Origin of the sequence: Methylovulum miyakonense HT12, assembly GCF_000384075.1 — a bacterium.
Taxonomy (GTDB): Bacteria; Pseudomonadota; Gammaproteobacteria; order Methylococcales; family Methylomonadaceae; genus Methylovulum; species Methylovulum miyakonense.
Window position 1 is genome coordinate 4,634,873 of record NZ_KB913025.1, and the last position, 25,223, is coordinate 4,660,095.

Annotated in this window: 19 protein-coding genes and 1 pseudogene; 9 read left to right on the forward strand and 11 right to left on the reverse strand. The window is 53.8% G+C overall.

The window, feature by feature from the left end:
- The first annotated feature begins 110 nt into the window (after nt 1–110).
- A complete protein-coding gene (locus tag METMI_RS25085; protein WP_198007962.1) occupies nt 111–1,331 on the forward strand; it encodes a sigma-54 interaction domain-containing protein in 1,221 nt (406 codons plus the stop codon).
- 151 nt (nt 1,332–1,482) lie between these two features.
- Here the strand turns inward: METMI_RS25085 and METMI_RS28370 are convergent, their stop codons facing one another.
- Nucleotides 1,483–1,638: a recombinase family protein gene (locus tag METMI_RS28370; RefSeq protein WP_408630388.1), complete on the reverse strand. Its 156-nt coding sequence runs from the start codon at nt 1,636–1,638 to the stop codon at nt 1,483–1,485.
- Nucleotides 1,620–1,853, reverse strand: a complete 234-nt coding sequence (locus tag METMI_RS28375) for a recombinase family protein (RefSeq protein ID WP_083930449.1) — start codon at nt 1,851–1,853, stop codon at nt 1,620–1,622. Before METMI_RS28375 ends, METMI_RS28370 begins: the two co-directional genes overlap by 19 nt.
- Before the next feature lie 297 nt (nt 1,854–2,150).
- Here METMI_RS28375 and METMI_RS25090 point away from each other — a divergent pair, with 297 nt between their 5' ends.
- Nucleotides 2,151–2,870: a hypothetical protein gene (locus tag METMI_RS25090; RefSeq protein ID WP_019868569.1), complete on the forward strand. Its 720-nt coding sequence runs from the start codon at nt 2,151–2,153 to the stop codon at nt 2,868–2,870.
- 411 nt (nt 2,871–3,281) lie between these two features.
- Here METMI_RS25090 and METMI_RS0122565 read toward each other — a convergent pair whose 3' ends face one another.
- The 4 genes from METMI_RS0122565 to METMI_RS0122580 are packed head-to-tail and all read right to left on the reverse strand — an operon-like array spanning nt 3,282 to nt 8,115.
- Nucleotides 3,282–4,328, reverse strand: a complete 1,047-nt coding sequence (locus METMI_RS0122565) for an NUDIX domain-containing protein (RefSeq protein WP_019868570.1) — start codon at nt 4,326–4,328, stop codon at nt 3,282–3,284.
- An 11-nt stretch (nt 4,329–4,339) separates the two neighbouring features.
- Complete coding sequence (locus METMI_RS0122570; RefSeq protein ID WP_019868571.1) at nt 4,340–6,046, reverse strand: NAD+ synthase; 1,707 nt, start codon at nt 6,044–6,046, stop codon at nt 4,340–4,342.
- 21 nt (nt 6,047–6,067) lie between these two features.
- Nucleotides 6,068–7,255, reverse strand: coding sequence for a nicotinate phosphoribosyltransferase (gene pncB, locus METMI_RS0122575; RefSeq protein WP_019868572.1), 1,188 nt, complete (start codon nt 7,253–7,255; stop codon nt 6,068–6,070).
- 11 nt (nt 7,256–7,266) lie between these two features.
- Entirely contained in the window at nt 7,267–8,115 is an 849-nt protein-coding gene (locus METMI_RS0122580; RefSeq protein WP_019868573.1) for a cysteine hydrolase family protein, read from the reverse strand.
- Between the two features lie 187 nt (nt 8,116–8,302).
- Here METMI_RS0122580 and METMI_RS0122585 point away from each other — a divergent pair, with 187 nt between their 5' ends.
- The 3 genes and pseudogenes from METMI_RS0122585 to METMI_RS0122600 all read left to right on the forward strand — a co-directional run bounded on the left by METMI_RS0122585 (nt 8,303) and on the right by METMI_RS0122600 (nt 11,495).
- Nucleotides 8,303–8,971, forward strand: a complete 669-nt coding sequence (locus METMI_RS0122585) for an NUDIX hydrolase (RefSeq protein ID WP_019868574.1) — start codon at nt 8,303–8,305, stop codon at nt 8,969–8,971.
- 213 nt (nt 8,972–9,184) lie between these two features.
- Nucleotides 9,185–9,675 (forward strand): annotated as a pseudogene (locus tag METMI_RS28080) (transposase); the annotation flags it as partial.
- A gap of 263 nt (nt 9,676–9,938) precedes the next feature.
- On the forward strand, nt 9,939–11,495 hold the full coding sequence (locus tag METMI_RS0122600; RefSeq protein ID WP_019868575.1) for a SulP family inorganic anion transporter: 1,557 nt from the start codon (nt 9,939–9,941) through the stop codon (nt 11,493–11,495).
- A gap of 73 nt (nt 11,496–11,568) precedes the next feature.
- Here METMI_RS0122600 and METMI_RS0122605 read toward each other — a convergent pair whose 3' ends face one another.
- The 4 genes from METMI_RS0122605 to METMI_RS25100 form a co-directional block, all read right to left on the reverse strand.
- The gene (locus METMI_RS0122605; RefSeq protein ID WP_019868576.1) at nt 11,569–12,072 is read right to left on the reverse strand and encodes a DUF3455 domain-containing protein; all 504 of its coding nucleotides are present in this window, start codon (nt 12,070–12,072) and stop codon (nt 11,569–11,571) included.
- 5 nt (nt 12,073–12,077) lie between these two features.
- Nucleotides 12,078–12,764, reverse strand: coding sequence for an SDR family oxidoreductase (locus tag METMI_RS0122610; protein ID WP_019868577.1), 687 nt, complete (start codon nt 12,762–12,764; stop codon nt 12,078–12,080).
- 71 nt (nt 12,765–12,835) lie between these two features.
- On the reverse strand, nt 12,836–13,417 hold the full coding sequence (locus METMI_RS0122615; protein WP_019868578.1) for a superoxide dismutase: 582 nt from the start codon (nt 13,415–13,417) through the stop codon (nt 12,836–12,838).
- A 386-nt stretch (nt 13,418–13,803) separates the two neighbouring features.
- Nucleotides 13,804–15,324, reverse strand: a complete 1,521-nt coding sequence (locus METMI_RS25100; RefSeq protein WP_019868579.1) for a TolC family protein — start codon at nt 15,322–15,324, stop codon at nt 13,804–13,806.
- A 183-nt stretch (nt 15,325–15,507) separates the two neighbouring features.
- On the opposite strand from METMI_RS25100, the gene METMI_RS0122625 reads away from it, so the two are divergent.
- From METMI_RS0122625 to METMI_RS0122635, 3 genes are read left to right on the forward strand one after another with little or no spacing between them, the layout of a single operon-like run.
- Nucleotides 15,508–15,777, forward strand: coding sequence for a YtcA family lipoprotein (locus METMI_RS0122625; RefSeq protein WP_019868580.1), 270 nt, complete (start codon nt 15,508–15,510; stop codon nt 15,775–15,777).
- Between the two features lie 16 nt (nt 15,778–15,793).
- Nucleotides 15,794–16,981, forward strand: coding sequence for an efflux RND transporter periplasmic adaptor subunit (locus METMI_RS0122630; RefSeq protein WP_019868581.1), 1,188 nt, complete (start codon nt 15,794–15,796; stop codon nt 16,979–16,981).
- A complete protein-coding gene (locus tag METMI_RS0122635; protein WP_019868582.1) occupies nt 16,978–19,251 on the forward strand; it encodes an FUSC family protein in 2,274 nt (757 codons plus the stop codon). The genes METMI_RS0122630 and METMI_RS0122635 overlap by 4 nt, the downstream gene beginning before the upstream one ends.
- 330 nt (nt 19,252–19,581) lie before the next feature.
- On the opposite strand, the gene METMI_RS0122640 is transcribed toward METMI_RS0122635, so the two are convergent.
- The gene (locus METMI_RS0122640; RefSeq protein WP_019868583.1) at nt 19,582–20,346 is read right to left on the reverse strand and encodes an exodeoxyribonuclease III; all 765 of its coding nucleotides are present in this window, start codon (nt 20,344–20,346) and stop codon (nt 19,582–19,584) included.
- Nucleotides 20,347–21,117: 771 nt separating this feature from the next.
- Between METMI_RS0122640 and METMI_RS25895 the strand changes: the two genes are divergently transcribed.
- Nucleotides 21,118–25,080, forward strand: coding sequence for an EAL domain-containing protein (locus METMI_RS25895; RefSeq protein WP_019868584.1), 3,963 nt, complete (start codon nt 21,118–21,120; stop codon nt 25,078–25,080).
- The last annotated feature ends 143 nt before the right edge of the window (nt 25,081–25,223 follow it).

Sequence of the window (25,223 nt, forward strand, 5' to 3'; positions counted from 1 at the left end):
CTATCCGGAAATTGCCCAGTTTTGCGGAACCCGGCAGCCCTACCATTATCACATTTAAGCATAATTATATTGATTTTAATCACTTTATAAGTTCTTTCCAGCATGTTATCTTGACAGTCAACATAACTTCAAAGGACATGTTTATACTTATGCATTTACTTGCTTTTCCTAATCCATCTGAGATGGCCCTCTCAATTCGAGCATCAGCCCTCGTTTTCGAAGATCCAAAATCCAAAGAGCTACTGGACAGAATCAAACGTATTGCCCCTAGTGAGTTGAATGCCCTTATCATCGGCGAAACGGGTACCGGGAAAGAACTGGTCGCCCGCCACCTTCATGAACTTAGCGCAAAACGCAACGGGCCATTTTTAGCGGTTAATTGCTGTGCCTTATCGGAAACATTGATTGAGAGTGAGTTGTTTGGCCATGAAAAAGGGGCTTTTACCGGCGCGATGACGGCCAAACAGGGTTGGTTTGAAGCTGCTTCGGGCGGCACGCTTTTTCTGGATGAAATTGGTGATTTACCTCAGTCGATGCAAGTAAAATTATTGCGGGTGTTGCAGGAACGGGAGGTGGTGCGGGTCGGTTCCCACAAGGCAATACCTATAGATGTGCGATTGATTGCGGCAACCAACGTCAAATTGGAAGAAGCGGTCATGGCCGGTCGGTTTCGTGAGGATTTGTACTACCGCCTGAATGTAGCCGCATTGAATTTATTGCCATTGCGGCAACGTACTGGGGATGTCTTGCCCTTAGCCGAGCATTTTCTAAAAGTGTATGGCCAGCGCTTTGGTTGTCCTGAAGCCACGATTGCCCCTGCCGCAAAACAAATTCTGTTAGCGCATACTTGGCCCGGTAACATTCGTGAATTGGAAAATGTTATCCATCACGCCTTATTGGTAACGCGTGACCTTATCATTAAGCCAACGGATTTAAATCTCTCTCAATTGCCAAGTTTTCCTAAATCGGCAGACTCTGATGCTGGAGATTTTGAGAGATTAGTTAGTGCGTTTCAGGCTTTATGCGAACAAGAGTATCCTGATTTATATGCCCGTGCCGAACAAGCTTTGTTACAAGTCGCTTATAAGCATACCTACCGAAACCAATTGGCAACAGCCAGATTGCTTGGGCTGAGCCGACATGTGGTTCGGGCCAGATTGATCCAGCACCATATCTTGACAGCAGGGGAGCCGGAAACTGACAAATCTCATCCTGTATTACCGCAGGGTGTAAGTGGGCCCCCCATTATTGTGCGTGACTTTTTTCCAAAGGATAATGACTACAAGGAACCTTTTTTAGCCGAAGCATCGCAAGAATGCTGGGGCTTTTGATTTGCTGGTGGTACTAATAGGTCCGGAAGTAATGTTTGATCCGATCCATTGAGTTTGTTCATATGGGTAACACCGGATCTCAACTTAGCCAAGCGCAAAGGTTTGTTCGTAAATTGTGAGTAGTGGCCTGCAACACGCATCCCGCTTACAATCATCCCGTTTTAACCGCTCTATTTAGTCCGAAACCGAAGGCTTCCGCCCCACGTTTCTTAGCAGCCTTCAATCCAGCTTTGGATTCGCCCAACATCAAATCCCGCTCGAATCCCGCCAGCGCCGCCAGCATGTGGACTAGCAGCCCCCGCCGCACTTTCGGTGCCTATGGCTTCGGTCAGCGACAGGAAGGCGCCCTCCTTCCCTTACAGGCCAGCCAGCACCCCAACCAGATAAGACAGCGACCGCCACAGCCTGTCCCAGCTTCCAGACAACAAGCGTATCCCCTGCCCGTAGCGACTCCAGGCAGCGCGTCAATCCTGGCCGCTTGCTGGCCGCACCGCTAGCCGTGTCGGGAAGATATGCCCGCACCCCGTATTTTCAGGGCGGCAAGTAACTGGACAGCTTTGCGGTGTCGTTCTGACTTTACGGCAGGAGCCTTTACTTCTGTGCCCGTTGCGGAGTATCGTATCCAAGATCGGAAGAAATTGTGGCGGAACCGGGGGTCGAGGTTGAATTCAACGCTTAATCGTTGGGTCGCTTGGCATTCTCTGGCTGGTTGCTGAGGCCGCAATGAAAAATAATCAGCTGGCAACGGGTTTTCGAAAGGCCGATGAAAGCTATACGATGCGTGGCCAGCAAATTGAGTCACTTTAACCGGAGAGTGTAATGGGCAGCTTCTATACGATAAAAATAAAAAATGAAAGTTTTCTTAACCAGAATTTTGTTATCTTCCAACAACCCGCGGTTTATGTCGGCGGATGGCAGGTGTATGTCAATGCCGTTTTTGATGGCAGCTTAAGGCCGTTCTATTCTGATGGGGGCTTGTTAATATTTCAATGCCTTCAACACTGTTACGCTGGCGCCCAGGTGGCGGTGCCCTCATTGCAACCGGGACAAAGCACGGGTTATATGACAGCCGGGCAAGCGATAGATGTTACGCCGCAATCCGGTGTCTCCAATAATTCCACCAACCTCAATTTGTCGATCAATCCCTTGGGCTTGGACAGCCCCACTCATGCAGAGGGCGTTCGTGAGGGCGCTTATCGTATCGTAACGCCCTCATTCGACCCGATAAGCTCGCCAATCAACGTGGGCCTGGCCATTAAGCATCCCGCGAGTGATTCGTATATCCTGTCCAGCTTTATCCAGGCCCAACCCTTGAGCAACATCGATTGCCAACCGATTGCGAAATTTTATATCACCACCGGCAATGACTACCAAGCGGGACAACTGATTAACCCCGAATCGCTCGAGAAGCTTTTGGAATCTGCGGCGATTTGTGACGCAACGCAGGGTTCCGACACATTTGACGTGACCTATAACCCAGATGGTTCATGGACGGTTTTGTACGATAGGAGTGTACCTTCGGGAGGGGGCGGTTTATAGGACGGCGAGGAGGCCAATCGACAAGCCTTTCTTCCCGTCATAAGACCAACCGGGCTCAAGTGCCTTGGCCAGTTTATGTCGGGGCAAGACCAGGCTTGTCGGAAAGCGCGTTTATCGTAAACGCCAGTGTATGGATCCTGTAATGGTCAGACGACTCATTGCCACGCTTCACGATTTCGACGTTCACGATGGAGTTGCCGTTGTTGAATATGTTGGGTAATTATATGGTTCTGTATATCTTCCTGTATAGGATGATAGTCAGGTATGTGTAACAAACCGGCCGATCAAATTTTTGTTGTCAGGGACAGGTATGGGTCGGTTGTTCACTTTGGAGGACGAACTGGTACTCTAGCCATGCCAGTAGTGCTCTGTCGATTTAATTCGGCAAATTTGTTCTATGAGCCGTTCTGATTAGGCATGAACAGGTAGAAAGTCGAACAAAATGGCAAAGTGGTCCTCAAATAATTCTTCTTCCATTGCAGGAATCCTGCAAAAAGGTATCCATGCCACACTTTCTAGATCGTCGGCGGCCTGAATCGTAGGCCAAACATCATCATTGAGCGGCCATCCGCTTAAAGAGAAGTGATGAACATGGGTGATAACCCGACCTCGGCATGATCGTCGGGGGTGGGAGAAGACCTTAACTGCGGCAAGAGATTTCCGTAGCGCGGCATCTGAAATATCGAGACTTGTTTCTTCCTTTAATTCACGTATGGCGCCGTGAAGCAAGGACTCGCGTTTTTCAAGGAATCCGCCGGGAATGGCCCACAAGCCTTTACCGGGATAATTTTTTCGCTGTCCCAGCAATACGTGGCCATTCACAGTTACCAGTGCGTCGACCGTCGTCGAAATCACGTCCCAGGGGATGCCGGTATAGACCTGGTTATCTTGCTTAATTTTGGCGTGTTCGCTCTTGAGGTTGTCATACACGGAATCCAGAGACCAAGCATTTAAGAAATGTCTAACTGGCAATGGTATCCGTTCAGCCATTTCCGCCAAAGCCTGGTTTACCGTTTCCGCCTCAAAAAACAGCTGCCTGAGATCGGTGGCGTCGATATCGAGACTGGATTCAACGTCAACCATCCGCCAAGCCGGAAAGTTATCCAGGTAGTAAGTCGTATCGTCCTTCTTGAATCCTACCAGCGCGATCCGATCGGTGCTTGAAACGTATTCCCCCACTTGACGCCTAACGTCGGCATTCCACAGGGCATCGTTATAGTAATCTCGCACCGGCAAGAACTTAAGACGAATCCGATCGGACTCAGGCAGAGTAGATAAGATCATCTCGGCCCGCTCAGTCCACTTGAAAGGATTGCGGATGTTTCTCGACTGGAAAGACGAGCCGACGATGACCAACACTTCATCGGCTATTTCAAGAGCCTGGCGGGTCAACAGCTCATGGCCCTTGTGATAGATTTGGAAGCGGCCAATCACAATCGCTTTTTGGTAGTTCGACATAATGGGTTCCCTTAATGCCTGGCGGCGATCGGCATTTGCCGGCCCGCCCCAAATGCTCTTGGCCGTACACGAATGATGGGAGGGGCTTGCCGACGCTTGTATTCGTTCCGCGCGATCATGCCGGCAACCCGTTGATAAACCGTTTCGCCGGCCGCCGTCGACCGATAGTTGGCAACAAAGTCGCGCGCTTGCTGAAATTCCGGCTGCGGTAACTGGTCGCCCTCGATCAATATTTTTAAAACCTCGTCAAGCACCTCGTAAGGCGGAAGACTGTCGGTGTCTTTTTGGTCGGGCGCCAACTCGGCGGACGGTTCCTTACTTAAAATCGTCTCTGGAATGATCTCCCTGCCAGCGCGTTGGTTGATATGGGCGGATAAGCGGTAAACCTCCGTTTTATAAAGGTCGCCGATAGGGCTAAGGCCGCCATTGGTATCGCCGTAGAGGGTGCAATAACCGACCGATATTTCGCTCTTGTTGCCAGTGGTCAACACCAGGGCGCCTGAATGGTTCGAGTAAGCCATCAGGATCGTGCCACGGATTCGGGCTTGGAGGTTTTCCAAGGAAAGGCCTTTCAGTTCATCGGCAAAGCTATCATGGAATTGCTGGCTAAAATCCCCGACCAAAGCCTTGATGGGATGGGTATAAAGTGTCACACCCAGCGCATCGCAGAGCAGCCGGGAATCCGAAACGGAACCCGAGCTGGAAAATTGTGACGGCATGGTGATCGCAATCACATTGCCGGCGCCCAATGCCTCAACCGCCAGCGCGATCGTTAAAGCCGAATCAATGCCACCGGAACAGCCCACTGCGGCCGTTTTAAAACCACAGCGGCGGGCATAATCCCTAAGGCCCAACACAATGTGACGTAAAACGAATTCATCGACAGAATAGCCATCCAGTGAATTGAGAGGGAAGTGCGGTTGAGGTAGGAATGTGTGGGTATCAAAAGTGAGGGTATCAACCACGGTTTGAAACGCAGGCCATTGCTTGGCGACCAAGCCGTCGGCATTCACCGCGAACGATGCACCGTCAAAAACGGTACTATCTTGCCCACCCACCTGATTGACATACAGAATCGGCAAGGCATGTCGGCGGGCTGCAGCGCAAATGACTTGTTGACGTTGCTCACGCTTACCGATATTGGAGGGGCTGGCATTGATGCTAACCACAAGATCAGGACGGATCATGGCGAGCGCTTCATACGGGTTGACGGCGTAATTTTCCGCACTATCATTCCAGCCATCTTCACAAATCATCAAGCCCACATTGTAGCCTGAGACATCAATGCCCACCGCATGTTGGGGGCCTGGCTCGAAGTGACGGCGCTCGTCGAAAATGTTGTAAGTCGGTAGCAATTGCTTGTGATATTCGGCGATGACTATGCCGTTATTGAGCGCGATCAGCGAGTTATACAGAAGCTTGCCGGGGCCATTGGATTTTCTGGGCATGCCGACAATGGCAGTGATGCCTGGAAACTGTTTTGAAAAACTCGCCAATTCCCCTAATGCCTGATAGCTTTTGCTTATAAAGGCGGATTCATTCAACAAATCGCCAGGGTAATAACCGCACAAGGACAGTTCGGGAAAAACCAGAAGCCTGGCGTGAAGGCGGCTCGCTTCCTGAAAAGCATCCATGGCCATCTTTACGTTACCGGCGAAATCCCCCACCATGGGGTTGATTTGGGCGATGGCGATATTGAGTGGATTAGCTGTTGCCATATTAAAATCCCTTGTTGGAAATCAGGCGTAGTGATTGAAAATTTGCCGCAAATAGGCAATAAACGTTTGGTCATTGCATAGGGTTTTGCCAGGGGCGTCGGAGAGTTTGGCCACCGGGGCGCCGTTACAGCGAACTAGTTTCATGACGATATTCAAAGGTTTTTGGCCGAGGTCATTGGTTAAATTGGTGCCTATCCCAAAGCCTAGTTGAATCCTATCGGCGAAGTGCCGGTAGAGGTCAATTGCCTTGGGGATGTCCAAGCCATCCGAGAAAACCAGCCGTTTGCCGTGCGGGTCGATGCGAAAGTTTTGATAATGGGCAATGGCTTTTTCACCCCAGACGAAGGGCTCACCGGAATCATGGCGCAGGCCGTCAAATAACTTGGCGAAATACAGATCGAAGTCGCGTAAAAAGGCATCCATGCCAATGGTGTCAGTCAAGGCTATGCCCAGATCGCCGCGGAATTCCTGGGCCCAGTCTTCCAGTGCCGTGCGTTGAAACTCGCGCAACCTGACCACATGTGCTTGGTAGGATTGCAGGTATTCGTGGGCCATAGTGCCGATGGGTGTCAGGCCAAATTTCTTGGCCAGATAGACGTTAGATGTGCCTTTGAACAGGCCAGGCAGCTCCGCTTGAAAAGTTCTCACCACTTCTTCTTGCCAACTGCCCCAGGCTCTTCGGCGCAGGCCAAAATCGAAAAGCTCAAAAGGATGTGCTTTCAATGGCTCGGCTTCAAATGATTTCAGCACGGCCAGTTTCTCGTTAAGACGCCGACGTCCCTCATCCAATAATGCCGCCTGATCAAAACGGCGGAAGTACAGTTCCGAAACGATGTACAAGCAGAAAATTTCGAAATTCATGACATGCACTTGCGGGCCGATCGCCTGAATCCTTAGGCTATCGCCTTCGGTAAACACTTTCAGGTATTTAGCCTTAAATCTGAATAACGACAGAAATTCGATGAAGTCCGGCTTCATGTAGCGCAGGCTCGCCAAGTAGTCCAGTTCATCGTCGGCAAACTGCAGCGAACAGAGTTGGTCGAGTTGCTGTTTCATGTCGTCAAGCAATTCGGCCAGGGGATATTCCGGTGTACTGCGGCAGACAAAGTCATACTCGGCCGTTGCCTCGGGACGCTTGTGCAACATGGTCTGCCACATGGGAAATTTGTAAAGGTCGTTTTCCAGTAGGCTTCTAACAATAGGTTCCATGACGTTCTCCTTTATGAATTTTGGCTGTCGGCAATCAGTTCTGAAACGATTTCTTCGCTGCTAGCCAGACGAACGCCCTGCCATTGCAAGTCGTCTAAAAATTTAGCGGTGCTTGTTTCGAATCCAGGAACCGGGCTCATGCAGTCGGTCAGCATGATCAGCTTGTTTTTGATCTCGGGCGAACCGAAACGCAAGATGTCCTCAACCGTTTCTTTAACACAATGGCTGCTAGCCTGACCGGCAACCAAAATGTTATCCGACTCAAGTAGCATGTTAAGAAGCGGCTGATTGAGGTCGGTCGTCGGGTCGCCGGGATAAGGTATCACTGCTTTTAAAGCAGAAAAGTTTTCCGTCCAAATGTTTTCGCCTTTTTGAATGACGCTAACCGGCGTGAAATGCTGTGCCTCCCAATCGCGTAAGGCTATGGCCAGTTCGGCATTCAGGTTGTTGCCCGGCGAGCCGATCAAACAATGTGGTGGCCACAGCGTAAAAGGCCTACCCAGTTGTTCCAGATCTTGAAGGTACTGAAGGACATATTCCGAAGCCTCCTGGCTTGCAAGGCCCGGCGCCAATCGGTAGCGGCCGGCGAGTAAACCGGTTATCGAGACAAGCGCGAAGGGCGGCGGAATCTTACCGTTTTCATCACGCCAGCACATGTTATGAGCAAGATCGATAGCGTGGTGGGTGTCGAGCGTAGCGATCACCTGGCTAATGCCGGTGCCGGCCAGGCGGATTAACCGGGACAATCTCAGAAAATCTTGATAAGCGCCGGGAACGGGGAGAGCTGGCTGGTAGCCGTTCGATGGGTAATCACAAAAGTCGTTTTGTGCGTCGATGATGAGGAGTTGAGTATGGGTCATAACCGTCGATCCTAGGTAAATAATCTAGACGGTTTTAGTGTAGTTAAATTAGTTACAAATTGCAACTAACAAAATTTAATATACTTGAATTAATTGATAGTTTAATGCTTTAATTATTTATAATTCGTTACTAAGTAGTGAATGCCAAGGCGCGTTTCCGCCGATCGGAAGAAGGGTAAAGATCAACATGATGCAGTCCATTATTGCAACTATCGATGTCGTATTACTGACCATTCAAGATGATCGGTTGTGTGTCGTATTGTCAAAACGAGACAAGGAGCCCTATGCGAACCTGGATGCTTTGCCGGGCGGATACATTCATGCCGAAGAAGATAGGGACAGCCTGGATGCCGCCGTGCGAATACTTCAACAGAAAACCAGCCTGATTCCGCCTTATCTGGAGCAATTGCGCACATTTGCCGGCGCCTCGCGCGATCCTCGCGGCTGGTCCATATCGGTGGTGTATTTTGCCTTGGTCAATAACGACTTGATTATATCCTCGCAACAGCCGGGACTTACAATTTGCCCCGTTGACGAACTACGCCGATTACCGTTCGATCATAATGAGATCATCGAAACTGCGGTGGATCGCATTCGTAACAAATCGCAGTATTCATCCCTACCTTGTTATCTGGCTGGGGAAACCTTTACGCTGCCAAGATTGCAGAAGATCTATGAGGCCTGCTTGGGCGAAGGTTTGAATAAAGTCAGCTTCAGAAGGAAAATGGACGAACTTGGTGTATTAGAGGAAATACCAGGACAAACGGAATCGGGGGGAGCTCATCGCCCGGCACAAGTTTACGGACTCAAGAGCGAATTCAAAAATCAGTTGAAATTATTGGAGCGGGGGTTGTAGGGTGTCAAACGGCGTTAAAAATTTTCCATTGATCGGCACTAGGGTAACCCTAAAATCTATTTCAGATTAATCCCTTAAACCGTTGACCGGAAAATTTTTAACGTCCATTTTTGTTTTAAAAGTGGCTAATTTTGCACGCGCTAATGCAGACATACGCTTTCTTTTTAGCTTGACGACCGTCTGTTGAAGGTAACCGACATTTTATGTGGGTAGGAAGCGATCGAAGCCACCTATCCCAAGACTGCCGTGCAGTTGTGCATCGTACATCTGGTCAGGGACAGCCTGAACTTTGTCAGTTGGAAACGGCGCAAGGCGGTGGCGGCTGATCTGCGGGCCATCTATACCGCCGCGACGGCTAAAGGAGCCGAGACGCGACTTGCGGAATTTGCAGGCTAATGGGGAGCCGAATCCCCGGCTATCGTCCAGTCCTGGCAACGTAACTGGGCCCGTATCATCCCCTTCTTTGGCTTCCCGCCGGACTTCGCCTGATCATATATACCACCAACGCCATTGAGCCGGTGAACATGAGCCTACGCAAGGTCACTAAAAACCGGGCGGCGTTCCCCAGCGATGAGGCGGTACTGAAGTTATTCTATTTGACCTTGGCTAACATCAGCAAAAAATGGCCGATGCCGCTGCAAAACTGGAAAGCCGCCCTTAATCGGTTTACCCTCCTATTTGAAGACCGGATGCCTGGCCGATAAATGAAAGTTCGTTTACACAAAATTCAGGACACCCTCCGCCTCGGCACACCGCTACGCTGCTCCTGCATCCATGCATAATGCGCCTACTGTTGGTACAAAACCGTTCCGGCTGTCGGATGAGTGCTCCAAAAATTTAATGTTAAAATACTTTTGCACACCTACTTAGCTTCCCCAAGCCACATCCTCCTTTGTAGACCCAACAATTCAAATGGCGTTTGTACACATAGGAACACTTTCTGGCCCGCTTTTTTTAGGATTTCACGATGAAATGGTTTGTACGCGCCGATCTTGACGGCTTTTTTGGTTTGGCTTTAGATAATCTTGTGCAATTGCTGGTTATCGTAGGCTTATGCCAGCATGTCTTAGGCTTTTCGGAAGCCTTGGTTTACCAACACATCTTGCCTGGCGCCGCCGTCTCGTTGCTAATTGGCAATGGCTTTTATGCCTACCAAGCCAAGCAATTGGCGGCGGCCACGGGACGCAGCGATATTTGCGCCCTGCCCTACGGCATCAATACCGTTTCCTTATTTGCCTTTGTTTTTTTGGTGATGTTGCCTGCGAAAATGGTGGCGGAAGCCAGTGGCGCCAAAGACCCCGAAACGGTGGCTTGGCAAGCGGGTTTGTTGGCCTGTTTCGGTTCCGGCCTGATCGAGTTTGGCGGGGCTTTTGTCGGGGAAAAATTAAGGAAAGCCACGCCGCGCGCCGCCTTATTGTCCACTTTGTCGGGCATTGCCTTGACGTTCATTTCCTTGGGCTTTTTGTTCCGTACTTATGCCCATCCCATCGTCGGTTTGGTGACGCTCGGCGTGATTTTATTGACTTATTTCGGCAAGCTCCGGTTTCGCGGCAATATTCCGGGTGGCTTGGTGGCGGTGGTCTTGGGCACGTTATTGTCCTGGTTGACCGGTTTGGCCCCGGTCGGGAGCCCGCCGGACAATGAATTGGGGCTGTATTTGCCCATCCCGGTGCTAAGCGACCTGTTCCAAGCCCTGACGTCGGGGCATAGCTTGAGCTACCTATCGGTCATCATCCCCATGGGGCTGTTCAACCTCATCGGCTCCCTACAAAATATCGAATCCGCCGAGGCCGCTGGTGACAGCTATCCCAGCCGGCCCTCTTTAGCGGCCAACGGCATAGGGACATTGGCGGCCTGCCTGTTCGGTTCCTGCTTCCCTACGACCATTTACATCGGCCATCCGGGCTGGAAGGCGATGGGGGCACGGGCGGGCTATTCGATCCTAAACGGCGCGGTCATTACCTTGATTTGCCTGACGGGCAGTTTATCTTACATCGCCTGGGCAATCCCGGTTGATGCCGGTATGGCGATTGTTTTGTGGATAGGCATTGTGATTGCGGCACAGGCTTTTCAGGAAACCCCGAAAAGCCACGCGCCAGCGGTTGTGATGGGCTTGCTGCCCGGCATTGCCGCGTGGGGGGCGTTCATGGCGAAGAGCGGTGTGCGGGCCGCCGATTATGGCAATGCCCCCATGCCCGCCTTTTCAGAAACCCTGCTAGCACGTTTCCAACAGGAAGACATTTGGATTAACGGGGCTTTTGCATTGGAGCAAGGGTTTATTTTCACGGCGATGATCCTGGCGGCGATGACGGTCGCGATCATTGAACGGCAATTTGCCAAAGCGGCCTTATGGAGCGGCTCCGCCAGTTTGTTGGCGGCGGGCGGCCTGATCCACTCTTACCGCTGGACGGTTAGCGACACCGCATTGTCATTAACGCCCGCATGGGAATGGGCATGCGCCTACGCGTTGATGGGGGTGATATTTTTAAGCGCCAGATGGGTAGCCGCCCCGGCCCGGCCATAAAAATTTTGGCGGTTTATCCCCATCCACTTACCGGACCAATGGGTTAAACCGCCCGCCAACTACAGATTAAAACTTAAGGGCCATTAAAAAACACATAGTCCGCCGTATAAGGCACACGTTTTTCGCCACCTAAATGGTTGCCGTCACAACCGGACACCGGTGGCAAACCGCCGTGGGTGTTGATCCGGTTGATAAAACGGGTCTCGGCAAATATATCCTTGCCTTTATGCGCGACAATTTCCACCAATAACCAGGCAATGGATGTTTCCGGGTTCACATCAAGCTTTTTAAGGACACGCCCGACCACATGGCTACCGGCCTTATATTCCCAGATCGGCCCGGCATAATGTTTGCCGACCACCTGCCCGTGCTTATCAAATAAGGCCGCATCGGGGGCTTTAGCTTCCCAAGCGTATTTGCCTTGGTTTAAAGTGCATTGGTAAATCTGCTCGCCTTTCGCATGGACTGACAAGAACGGCTGATGTCCAGGCGGGGCTTTAATGGGTTCAGGGATTGCACAATTGGCATGGGCGGCACTTTGCGACAGCGCCAGTAACAACAGGATTTTTTTCAACATATTACTCACCAAGGCATTAACGTGCCGTCGTATTTAATAAAACTGCCGGATTGTTGCGGTGAAAATTGGGCGATGACGTCACGCATCCCGGCTATGCTTTCTGGCGCTTCAATCAAGGCATTCGGCCCGCCCATATCGGTCTTGACCCAACCCGGGTGCAACGTCAACACGCCAATGCCTTGCGCCTTTAAGTCGATTGCCAGGCTTTTCATTGCCGCATTCAACGCCGCTTTGCTGGAACGGTAAAACAAACTGCCGCCGCTGGTGTTGTCGGCAATGCTGCCCATCAGGCTGCTGACATTGGCGATGACCTTTTGCCCGCCACGTTGCAGATGCGGCAAAAAGGCTTCCGCCATTTTCACAGGGGCTTGGGTATTGGTCACAAAAGACCGCAACCACAGCGGGTAATCCAGCTGGCCAAACCCGTTGGCCTTATTGTCGCCATAAACGCCCGCATTGTTAAGCAACACATCAATAGAAACATCCGCCAGTTTTGCCGCCAAACGGTCTATCGCCGCAAAATCGGCGACATCCAGGGTTTCCAGTTGGATATTGCCTGCCAAAGCCTGTAAACCCGCGGCTTGCGCCGGATTCCGGCAACATGCGATGGCCCGCCAACCGTCCGCCGCATATTGGCGGCAAAATTCCAAACCCAAGCCCCGGTTCGCACCCGTTATTAAAATAATCCCCATATTTTCCTCCAATAAAAAAGCCTTCTGCATCAGTGACGCAGAAGGCTTTGGTTACAACATCAAACGGGTGATTAGGCAGCGAAATTCGCTTCGGCAAAATCCCAGTTAACCAAGGCCCAGAAGGCTTCCAGATATTTAGGGCGTGCGTTGCGGTAGTCAATGTAATAAGCATGCTCCCACACGTCACAAGTCAATAATGGCGTTTGGCCGGTAGTCAACGGGCAACCTGCGTTGCTAGTGCTCACCAACGCCAGGCTACCATCGGCATTTTTAACCAGCCACGCCCAACCAGAACCAAAAGTGCCAACGGCGCATTTGGTGAACTCTTCTTTGAATTTTTCAAAAGAACCAAATGTTTCGTTGATCGCCGCCGCCAACGCGCCAGTAGGTTCGCCACCTGCGCTAGGAGCCAAGCTGTTCCAGTAAAATGTGTGGTTCCAGATTTGGGCCGCGTTGTTGAAAATAGGCCCGGAAGATTTCACAATAATTTCTTCCAATGACAACCCTTCGAATTCAGTACCAGGAACCAAATTGTTCAGGTTAGTCACATACGTTTGGTGGTGCTTACCATGATGGAATTCTAAAGTTTCTTCAGAGATATAAGGGACTAATCTATTGCTAGCATAAGGCAAAGCAGGAAGTTCGAAAGCCATTTGATTTTCCTAAATAAAAGTTAAAAGGGAGTGTAAAAAGCACTGGATTTACCAATTACCCAGTAATTTAATAGGCTATAACTTTAGCACTGCTGGGCGATTAAATAAAGCCGGCCACCACTTCAGCCATGGGATAAAGGCCATAACCATCAGTTTCATCCATTAAAAACACATAAACAAAAGCACAAAAATCCTACCAACCTTAACATTTTTAAGGGAAAACAGGAATACGGGGCTTCATCAAAAATTGTTATTGCCTCGGTAGCGAAATAGGGAAACCCAAGGAAAACCTACCCCCCTAGCAACTCCGTACCCGCTGCCCCCGTCGGGTGGGTACAAAAGGTCACTTATTGCCCTTAACACGATGTGCCCTGCCTTAGGCCCAACTATGGAAGGCCGCTGCCAAACGCTTCGCCGTCCGTATTCAAACTGCCCCTGCCCAACCCTCCGGAAGCATAAACCAGCGCCGCCGCCGACCGTAGCAAGGTGGCGCGGCTGTCGATTTCGGTATAACGGGCGCGCGCCAAATCCTTGTGCGCGGACAGCAGTTCGATTACCGTGGAAAAGCCGTGGGCGTAGGATTCTTGTGTGGCGGCGTAGGATTCTTCGGCGGCCTTCAATAAGGCTAGCGCAAACTCACGTTTTTCCAGCGCGGTTTTGGTGTCGGCATAGGCTTTCCAAATCTCGCGCATGATGTCCAGGCGCAAGGTTTCAAGTTCAGCCCCGGAAGCCTTTTTCCTGGCTTCCGCTTCATGCACGGCGTTGCTGCGTTCAAATCCGTCGAACAAGACCCATTCCATCGTCAGCATCGCGGTGCCGACCAGATTACTGGCCGAATAACTTTCATTGCCGGGTGGCGTTGTATGCACATTGCCCCAGTATTGGTTGCCAATATTGCCGCCCAGGGAAAACTTGGGCCAAAATTCGGCCCTGGCTTTCTTCACTTCCGCTTCGCGTGCCCGCAATTCCGCAAGCCGCGCCATCAGGTCGGGGCGTTGTTCCAAGGCTTGGTCGACAATTTTTTCGGCCGACTGCACCAGCCCCGCCGGTAACGGCAATTTGTCCAAATCTATCAGTTGCAAGGAGTAAGAAGGTGAAATGCCCAAGTTAGCGGCCAGCTCGGCCCGTGCCTGGATCACCGAGCCACGGGCATCCTGGAGGTCATAGCTGGCTTTTGCCCGCTCCTGGACCGCCAACAACAAACTTGGGCGCGTCGCCAAGCCTTGGCCGAATTTTGCCTGGACTGAAGCCGTGCCCGCATTTGCGGACTCCAACGTCCGCTGCGCCGCCGTTACCTTGGAAAGCATGGCCTGGTAGGCAAAAAAACTGCTGGCAACCCGATAGGCAATTTCCTGGTGTTTGCGGTTGAAGGAAAAATTAGCGGCCATCAAACGTTGTGCGCCCGCATCGACCAAAGCCTCCCGGCGCCCAAAATCAAACAGTGTCCAGGCCAACTCCAAACTGCCAAAAGCGGCGTGGCCATCGCTGACCAACGCGCCTCCGGGGATGGGGAAGCTGGTGTTGAAATATTGCCCGAACGCCATAGCGGTCAGCGTCGGATACCAGGCGCTACGGTTCCTTTCGAGCTTGGCGGCGGCGGCTTTCGCTTCTTCCCAGCTCGCCCGGGTTTCCGGATTGGCATGCAAGGCCAAATCGACCAGCGCCGGCAGGTCGTAGGTCAGCGTGGTGTCGACCGGATTTTCTTCCGGCGTGCGGCTGGGTATGCCTATCTGCTGGGCACCGCTTGTAGCCTCCCGCCCATGCCAATAATCGGCAGGATGAGCCGGAGCCGCTGCGTAGGGGCCATCAAATTGTATTGCAGCTGGCGGCATGCAGCCTGTCAGTGCCATCGCTACGGCTATCACCAGGCATTTGCCGCGCCGCAACTGTCGCAAACTTGAAAACATCTTCTTCAAGCGCCGGTTCCGTTGTGGAGTAAATACATGTTCGGGGGATTAAATTTAGTGGCTGGGCAGAAGGATTGCGGCCATAATAAAACAATAAGCCACCGAGTGATACAGATCCATTAAAGCCAATCAAATGTCCTTACCCAGATTATCGGAATTTAATTTTTCGTTCAGGCACAAATTATGACGCTCTGGCCAACGTTACGAAAAGCGGCGGTGCTGACTAGTTTTCCGGTTTTTTTGACCGCTTGCGACCCGATGCTAAGTATCCAGGGTTCGTTCTGGCCCGCTTGGATTATCTGCATTCTTGCCGGTCTGGCGGCCAGCATGGTGCTGATGTGGCAATTGGTGCGGTACAGGCTGGCGCCGCATCTGGGGCCGCCACTGTTGATTGCGCCTAGCCTATGGGCCTTATGCACTTTTGCCATCTGGTTGTTATTTTACTCGACGTAAACGCGTTCCGCCCATTATGGAAAACCATCAAGCTGACCCCCACGTCACCAGCATTAAACGCCGCCTATTGCTGGGACGCATCATCGGCACACTGATAGTGCTCGGCGCGCTCATGACCGGGACATTGGCATGGCGCATCAACTACCAGCATCCCCGCACCAACGATGCGATGATACGGGCCAATATCGTCGGCATTGCGTCCGAAGTGGGCGGCCGTATCGTGGAACTGCATGTCGAGGACAACCAGTATGTTAAAAAAGGTGAACTGCTGTATGTGATCGACCCGCGCCCCTATCTGGCCAGACTGGCCCAGGCCAAGGCGGAATTGCTGCTGGCCGAAAAAGAGGTCGATTCACGGCGCGCCTCCAGCGGTTCCGCCGAGCTTGCCATAGCACGGCTGGAACACCAACGCGCCGCCGCCGAAGCCGAAGCCAACCGGATTGAGGCTGAGGATGAATATCTGCATAACTATCTGGAACGCATTGAACCATTGGCGGAAAAACAATACGTCACGGCGGACCAGCTAAAACAGGCCCGGTCCAAATACGCCGCCTCCCGCGCCGAGCTGGCGGATGCCCGCGCCAAGGCGCTTTCCGCCCAAAGCGCGATAGAGGAAGCCAAAAGCGAGAGCCGCCGCGCCGTCTCGTTGATTGCCCAATCCGGCAACGTCAACGCCCGCATCGAAGCGGCCAAAGCGGTGGTCACCGCCGCCGAACTCGATGTGGAATACTGTTCGGTGCGCGCGCCTTTCGATGCTTACGTCACCAACCTGAACACCCGCGAAGGCGAATACACCAAGGCCGGGGCGCAGCTATTCGCGCTGGTCGATGACCGCCACTGGTACGCCATCGCCAACTTCAAGGAAACTTATCTGCAATCCATCCGCCCGGGCCAGGAAGCCGAAGTCTTCCTGGTCGCTTATCCGGGCAAACGCTATCGGGGCGTAGTGACCGGTATCGGCTGGGCCAACTCCCCCGATAACATCAAACAACAAGGCGTATTGCCGGAAGTTCAGCGCACCTTGAACTGGGTTGTCCTGGCGTCCCGCTTTCCGGTGCGCATCGAGATAAATGAACGTGACCCCGAACACCCGCTACGCATGGGCATGACCGCCTTTGTCACCGTTCTGGATCGCCTGGCCGAAATTCCGAAGCCTTTGTCGGCCAAGGAGGATATAGCCAACACGCCCCCGATTCCGCAATGAACAGCAGCGGCGCTCAGCACGCTTCAGTTCTGAAGAAAAAGCGAAGCGGCCTGTGGTTCGGAACCAACCTGACGCAATTCCTGACAGCCGAACTTCAGGATTTTCCAGGGCGGCGCGTCGCTGCATTACGCCTGTTCATCGTGTCGCTGAGCATCGCCCTGGCCAGCCAAACCCTGCATGTGCCGCCGTTGGGGGCGATTGCGCTGCTGATTTGCCTGAGTTACGACGCCTATGCGAATGCTGGCCAATCGCTGGCGTTCGGGATGCGCCAACTGGGCTATATCATCGTCACCACCCTAATTTCGGTATTCACGCTGATGTTTGCCGGCAATGACGCCTGGCTGTTGCTGCCCCTGTCTTTCACCGTATTGGCTTTGGCCCTGTTCCATGCCCGCCTGATCGCCTGGCCCACCGGCATCGCGCTATGGTATTCGGTGGCGGTGCTGTACAACCCCGGCACTCCCGAACAGGCGATCTACAACGCCTTGTGGAATATCCCGATCATCGGCGTGCTGGCGATCGGCTCCTGGACGGTGGTGCATCTGGCCATCAAACCACAAGACCCGCTCAAACAATTGAAGGCGGGTATCGCGGTGCAGCTGGCGGCGGTGGAATCTATTTTAAACACGCGCCTGGCTGACAGTGGCGTGAATGTCCATGCACAGGCGATCCCGAAGCCCTCCAGTGCCGGCAGCTTAGGCAAGATGCTGGCATTGCTGGGGAACGCGGAACTGGTGCATCCTTCTATCAATAAACGGCACGACACGTATCGTGCTCTGCTGCTGGAAATCGACGGCCTACGGCAGATGGCCATCTGGCTGGACCAGGTCTTGGAGGCGGAATATCGCGCCCAACCGATGAACCAGGAAAAATTAAACGTCTACTTGGCCATGCAAAGCGCCTGCGCAACGCTGCGGCAAGGCATGGAAGAATGGCGCGACGTTTCCGGACACATAGCGGCGCTGCTGACCGATGAAGTGCTGCACGGTTATTCGCTGCAAACCAACCCTTCGCTACTGGCGGCCATTTGGCGCGCGCTGCAGCGGATTGCCGGGCTGTTGCATGACTTGCATCTGCCAGTGCCTGACATAAAAACGCCGGATACCGAAACGGACGACAGTGAAGCGGAAGGCTGGTTTCCTGCTTGGTTTGGCTATGACTTCTGGGCCGCCCATGCCGACAGCCTGCAATTCGGGATCAAGTTTTCCCTGGGCGCGATACTCTGCACGCTGATCGTGGAAAGCCTGGGCTGGCCAGCTATCAACACCGCCATACCCACCTGTCTGGTCGCCGCACAAACCAGCCTTGGCGCCGACTACCGGCTGTCGCTATTGCGTTTGTCGGGAGCCGTTGCGGGCGGGCTGTGCGCCTATTTTTATGTGCTGGTGTTCCAGTCCCAGCTCGACACCATCGCCGGCTTTGCACTGGCAACGGCCCCGTTTTGGGCTTTGGCGGCCTGGATTTCGGCGGGTAGCGAGCGTATCGCTTACCTGGGCCGGCAGCTTGGGTTTTCATTTGCGATGTTCGTTTTGCATGATTTCGGCCCGGTCACCGACCTCTACCTGCCGCGCGACCGGGTTGCCGGGATTTTGCTGGGCATTATCGTGATGGGGCTGCTCGACTATGCGCTGTGGCCGCGGCGTTCGATTGCGCTGGCCCGCCACCATAGCGTAACGGCATTGCACACGCTCGCCAGACTCACCGCCCGGTTGCCGGATGTGGGTTTATTGCTAAAATCCACCCTGCCCTTGCGTTTATCGGCAGATAAAGACCTAGCGGCCGCACAGGATCTGGTGGTCCACGCGGTATTGGAACCGGACGCCAGGTTAAGCCACAAGCTCTATGAAAGGACGGCGTTAAGTGCGTTGATTGAAGCGGCAAGCAACTTATCCGGCTTGCTACAGATCCGGCGACGCTATCGCTTGCTGAGCGGCCAGCAATTCAGCAGTTTCCCTGATGAACTGCAACAATATAGCCGCGCTTTCGACGCGGCGTTGGCAAGCGAGCTGGAGAATGCGGCACTGACGCTGCAAGACGGGCAGCAGGAAACCAGGGCTAAGGCTGCAGACATCCACGGGCTATTGAAACAAAGCTACACGGAGCACCACCGCATAGACAGCTTGCCCGCTGACCTGGCGCTGGAATGGGAACTGCGCTTTAGGCTAGACCAGCAAATCATGGAACTGGTCGGGCACATCCAAAGCAAGGCCCTGGATTCTGTCTCGTATCGCATGAAAGCCAGTCCGGCCAGCACTTCCGCACAACAGTGACCTTGCGTTACGTAGCATCCCCCTCGCTATAAAAACAACACCTTAATTGGCATTCCCTTGGGAGGGGCCATATCTGGAGCCCGCCTGGCCAATCCCCTGGCTTCCCGGTCAAGCGGGGCGCCCAATATGGCGGCCTTACTTCCCCAAACCTAGTGCCCAGTCACTGTTGAATTGTCAGTGTCAATTGCGTAGGGGCGAGCGGTTGCCCGCCTGACTGCTGCGGATGTTGGCACAGGCCATAAACAAGGCGGACAACCGTCCGCCCCTACCGATTTAGATTGGCCCGACAAAAAATCAGTGACTAAGCACTAGGCCTTGTAAACCTTGGGGCTAAAGCTCAATGTCAATGCCAACCGGGCAATGGTCCGATCCGGTAATGTCCGGCAGGATAAACGCCTGCCGGACTTTTTCGGCCAGCGCGACGCTAGCTAGGACATAGTCTATCCGCCACCCGACATTCTTTGCCCTGGCGCCTGCGCGGAAACTCCACCAGCTATAAGCGACGGTGTCCGGATGGGAATGCCGGAAGGTGTCAACCAACCCGGCGTCCAGGAAACGGCTGAAACCGTCGATTTCGACTTGGGTGTAGCCGGATGATTTATTGTAATTCGCCTTGGGGCGGGCGATGTCGATTTCCCGGTGCGCGACATTAAAATCACCGCAGGCGACCAATGGTTTTTGGCTTTGCAGTTGCCGGCAATAGGCCAGAAAATCCGTATCCCAGCTTTGCCGGTAATCTAGCCGGGCCAAGGCCTCGCCCGAATTCGGCACATAGACGTCGAGCAAAAAAAACTTTTCAAATTCGGCGACGATCACCCGCCCTTCCCGATCATGCCCGGCAATGCCCATATCGTTGATGACTTGCAGCGGCTCTTGCCGGGATAAAATCGCCACGCCGGAATAGCCCTTGCGTTCGGCGCAATTGGAATAGATGTGGTAACCATCAATTCCGGCCAAGGCCTTAGCGACCTGATCGGCCTGGGCCTTGGTTTCCTGCAACAGGATACAGTCGGCATCTAGCCGTGCGAGCGTTTCGGCAAAGCCTTTGCCTTGTACCGAGCGGATGCCGTTGACATTCCAGGAGACTATTTTCATGCGATGACCCGTCTGATGCGATTAAAATTAGGCCTCCGTAAAGGCCGCTGGGGTTGCCATTCTAACCCTAGGCCTTTCTGCTAACCAGCCGTTTCCGGCTTGGTTTTTCAAGAGGCCCGCCGCCCTCCCGAAAGTTCTTTTGGCTTCGGGGCTTGCCATGGGGGAGATTTATGGCGGGCGATGTTATTATAAAAAGGCACGATAAGGCTTTACTTTAGAATTTAAGATCCTACCTATGAACTCACGTTACGCAGTAACGTAGTTATTATCCCGTTTGCCGCGTCGAGCACCACAGTATTGGTCGGGACTAGCCCGAATACCCATAGGGCATAAAGGGGTGCGGCAGGGATGCCGCACGGCGGCAAAGGGGCAGGAAGCCCCTTTTGCCGTCCCCCGACCAATGCGAGGAGCGCAAGACATCAGCGGCAACCGGGCCGCCTTTTCTTTGGATACTTTCTTTTCGACTGCATGGATGCAGGAGGTAGGGCAACGCAGGAGCAGTTGTCGAGGCGGAGCAAAAGAAAGTATCTCGCCTTCGGGTGCGGGAACCCGGTTAAAAAACATCGCGATAGCGACTCTACTTTATTTATTTTCAACTTGCAGAAAAAGTCTACGTAACATCAGCTATGAATATTGGCCAAACAACACTTCAACCACGCCTTCCCGCCTTGGGTTTAGTGATAGGGCAACAGCGGGGCGCCGAGTTACCGCCCAATGGGACTTTGCCAAGCACACCGGCTGGATTCAATTAATTTTTACGGCAATTGATATATGGCTTATATGCGGTCGGTTATTAAGCACGCTTGGCTCGCGTGGGCATTGCTCGTTTTGGGGCTGCTGGCCACTGTTTTTGGCAGCCTCCGGATCAAACAGGGCATTGAGGAGACTGCGGCGCAGCATTTTTCCTTCACCTGCGACCAAGTTACCCTGAAGATCCAAGAACGCCTTGGGGCTTACGCCTTAACCCTACGTGGGGGCGCCGCCCTTTTCGACGCATCAAAAGAGGTGTCCCGCCAAGAATGGCAAGCCTATACGGAAACCTTGCGGGCGGAGGACAGCATTCCCGGCGTACAGGGCATTGGTTTTGCGCAAGCCATCGCACCGGCCCAACTGGCTAGCCACATCGCCCGCATCCGTAAGGAAGGGTTTCCCGGATACAGCGTACGCCCGGCGGGCAAACGCGACCTCTACACCTCAATCATTTACCTCGAACCCTTCCGCGACCGCAACCTGCGCGCCTTCGGTTACGACATGTTCTCCGAACCGGTGCGGCGTGCCGCCATGGAGCAGGCACGCGACACTGGCGAAGCGGCCTTGTCCGGCAAGGTGGAGCTAGTGCAGGAAACGGGCACTGAAGTACAGGCGGGCACGCTGATGTATGTCCCCGCCTATCACAAAAACATGCCTCACGGCACCATCGCACAGAAACGGGCGGCGCTCATCGGATGGGTTTATAGCCCCTACCGGATGAATGACCTGATGACCGGGATTTTGGGCGACTGGGAACACCGTGAAGGCCAGGCTATCCGTTTGCAAATTTATGATGGCCCGCAGGCAACGCCTTCCGCCTTGCTGTTCACAAACAAGGCCGCCCCAGCCGCTGACCCGCATAGTTTGCCCCAACAACAACGCATCCTCGATTTCAATGGCCACCGGTGGCTAATGGCTTTTGAACGCAAGGGCATGGCATTCGGTATCGGCTACGCAAACGCATGGGCCGCCCTGGCGGGCGGGTGCTCACTGAGCTGCCTGCTATTCGGCTTAATGCGTTCGGTGGTCAACACCCAAACCAACGCCGCCCGCATCGCCAACAACCTGACCCAAGAACTCAGACGCCACGGGCAATTGCTGGAAGAAAGCGAATACCGCTGGCGGTTCGCGCTCGAAGGTTCCGGGGATGGCGTCTGGGACTGGAACTTGGCAAACAACACAGTGTTCTTTTCCAAACAGTGGAAGGGGATGCTCGGTTTTGCCGAAGATGAGCTAGGCGACAGCCTGGACGAATGGGAAAAACGCATCCACCCTGATGATAAGGCTGATATTTTGGCCATCGTACAAGCGTACCTTGATGGCAAGACCCCCATTTATATCAGCGAACATCGGGTCAGCTGCAAAGATGGCAGTTGGAAATGGGTGCTTGACCGTGGCATGGTGGTGAGCCGCCGTGACGACGGCACGCCTTTGCGCATGATTGGTACGCATACGGACATCACCGGGCGCAAATCACTGGAAGATACGCTACGGCAAAACCAAACCGAACTGCAAGAAGCGCAGCGCATAGCCCAAGTAGGCAGTTGGCATATGGATCTGGCCACAAACCAAGTCCGTTGGTCAAATGAGCTGTACCGGATGCTTGGCCTCGACCCCAAGTCGCCACTGCCAGATTTCACCCAACATTCCTGGCTGTTTGCCCCCCAGAGTTGGGAACGCTTGGCCACCGCCGTAAACCGGGCCAAAGACCTGGGGGCACCCTACGAACTTGAGCTGGAGACGGTCAGGGCTGACGGGACACATGGCTGGATACTGACCCGTGGCGAGGCTATCCGTGATGGCCATGGCGCCATTACCGGGCTCCATGGCGTAGCGGCCGACATCACCGAACGCAAACAAGCCGAGCTGATGTTGCAGGCCGCACATACGGAAACCCAACGGTTCCGCAATGCGCTGGATTATGTTTCCTCATTCATCTACATGAAAGACACCGAATTCCGTTATGTTTACGCCAACCGCTCCACGTTGGAACTGTTCGGATGCTCGGCGGAAGCATTGGTGGGCTCCGACGACACCCGGTTTTTCCCCACCGACACGGTAAGGCGGTTGCGGGAGATTGACCGGCGCGTCTTCAAGGGCGAGCAGACGACGGAGGAGGTTGAGGTTGCCTATGCCGAGGGTGTCCGACGGGTATATTTGGAGATCAAGACACCGATTTACGAACACGCCGATGACAAAACGGTCTGGGGCTTGTTGGGCATATCAACCGATATTACTGCAATTAAGGAGCACGAACAGTATCTGGAACATATCGCCCATTATGACGTGCTCACCGGCCTGCCTAACCGTGTGCTGCTGGCGGACCGTTTGCATCAGTCCATGGCCCAAACCCAGCGGCGCGGGCTGCAGCTGGCGGTGGCCTATATTGACCTGGACGGCTTCAAGGTGATCAATGACCGCCACGGGCATGATGCCGGTGACCAACTACTGATGAACGTGGCCATACACATGAAACAGGCCTTGCGTGAAGGCGACACGCTCGCCCGTCTGGGTGGCGACGAGTTTGTCGCCGTGCTGCTTGACCTGCCCGACACCGGAACCAGCGCGCCGATGCTGGCCCGGCTGCTTCACGCAGCGGCCGTCCCCGTGCAGCTGGGCGGCTCGGCCCTCCAGGTGTCGGCCAGTATCGGTGTCACCTTCTACCCGCAGGAAGGGGACGTGGATGCGGACCATCTGCTGCGCCAAGCTGACCAAGCCATGTACCAGGCCAAGCTGGCAGGCAAGAATAGTTACCATATTTTTGACACCGAGCAAGACCGCCTTGCCCGTGGCCACCATGAAAGCCTGGAACATATCCGGCGCGCCCTGGCGGGACGGGAGTTCGTGCTGTATTACCAACCCAAAGTTAACCTGCGCACAGGCAAGGTCATTGGGGCCGAGGCGCTGATCCGTTGGCAACATCCAGACCGGGGGCTGTTATTGCCGTCGGTGTTTTTGCCGGTGGTGGAAGAGCATCCGTTGGCCATCGAACTTGGCGAATGGGTGCTCGATAGCGCATTGGCCCAGATGGAACGCTGGCAGGCAGAAGCCGGGCTGGATCTTCGGGTCAGCGTCAATATCGGCGCCCGCCAATTGCAGCAACTTAATTTTGCCGAACGGCTGGCCAGCCTGCTGGCGGCACACCCGAAAGTCAAGCCATCCTCACTTGAACTGGAAGTGTTGGAAACCAGTGCGCTCGCGGATTTGGCCCTGGTTTGCCGGGTGATGGAAGACTGCCGCAGCCTAGGCGTGAGTTTTGCCTTGGACGATTTTGGCACGGGCTATTCATCGTTAACCTACCTCAAACGCCTATCGGCTGACATGATAAAAATTGACCAAAGTTTCGTGCGCGATATGCTGGACGATCCTGAAGACCTGGCTATTTTGGAAGGCGTCTTGGGGCTGGCGACCGCGTTCCGCCGGCAAATCATCGCCGAGGGCGTGGAAACCGTGGAGCATGGGGAAATGCTGTTGCAACTGGGTTGCGATCTCGCCCAAGGCTATGGCATTTCCCGTCCCATGCCGGCCCACGAACTCCCCGGATGGATTGCCGCTTGGCGGCCCGACCCACGTTGGTTTGGCCTCAAGGCCATCAGCCGTGATGACTTGCCGCTACTGTATGCGGGAGTCGAGCTGCGTGCTTGGATCCGGGCCTTTGAAGCCTCACTCACCGACGGTCGGGATACCCCACCGCTCGACCATCACCAGTGCCGTTTTGGTATGTGGCTGGATTCCGGCGGCTTAGCTGACAAAGGCCCGCAGCCCACCCTCCAGGCCATCACTTCATTACACCAGCGGGTGCACGAATTGGCGGCGGAACTTGACCATCTCAAGAACCAAGGCCAGAACCAACAAGCCCTGGCAAGGCTCAATGAACTTCACCTTCTTAGGGACGCGCTGCTTAAACATTTTCAAGCACTGCTGGACAAACAGCCAGGCCCGGACGGCGGGCCTGGCTGGCAAGGCGGCCCAACTCAACACTGATCCTGCCCGCCTGTAGCCCCTAGTACCCAGTCACTGTTGAATTGTCAGTGTTATGGTGAGCGGTTGCCCGCCTGACTGCTGCGGATGTTGGCACAGGCCATAAACAAGGCGGACAACCGTCCGCCCCTACCGATTTAGATTGG